This is a genomic window from Streptomyces sp. WAC06614 (genome assembly GCF_003949795.1).
GTDB lineage: Bacteria > Actinomycetota > Actinomycetes > Streptomycetales > Streptomycetaceae > Streptomyces.
Map to the genome: position 1 here is coordinate 1 of NZ_RPRY01000775.1, position 665 is coordinate 665.

A 665-nucleotide genomic window follows, 5' to 3' on the forward strand; every position below is an offset into this window, starting at 1 on the left:
CCGTACGCCAGGCGCTCGAGGCCACTCCCCTGTCGCTGAACGCGTTCACCGTCGAGGTCGAGAACCTCGTCGGCCCGCCCGCCTGGACCGGCGGCGGCATCAACCGGCTCCAGTGGCGCGACCGGCGCTCCGACGAGCGCCTCGAGGCGGTCGGGCTCCACGCGCATCCGACGCCCAACGCGATCCACCGCGGCGAGTCGGACATCAAGGTCGTCCAGGGCAACCACTTCGTCTCGCTGATGAGCAACGGCCAGCCGCCCGACGAGGTCGCCCTCGAGGTGCTCCACCTCCCGTGGCGCTCCTGGGCCCAGCTCGAGCGCAAGGTGATCAACGCCGGCAAGGGCTACGAGGCCAACCCCGACCTGAAGCCGAGCCCGCGCCACCACGGGATGCGCGACTACCAGCGCTACCTGAGCGGCACCCTGCAGGACGCCTACCTCGCGCGCACGCCGACCCGGGCCGAGCTCGCCGCCGGCGCCTTCTCCGGGGACTACTCGTTCGACGACTGGCTGACCTACCACCTGCACATCGTGCTGGGCCGCTCGCTCGTCCCCGACCTCATGCGTGACGTCCTCGATCCCGAGAACGACAAGGCCGTGCCCGACGACGAGCACGCCCTCGGTGCCGAGCGCGGCCGGGCCGCACTTGCCGCCGAGCCCTACATC

At 71.7% G+C, this 665-nt stretch carries 1 protein-coding gene; it reads left to right on the plus strand.

Going from position 1 to position 665, the window contains the following annotated elements; translation table 11 throughout:
- On the plus strand, positions 1-665 hold a 665-nt coding region (locus tag EF918_RS36440; RefSeq protein ID WP_125653037.1), incomplete at both ends, for a glycosyltransferase family 2 protein.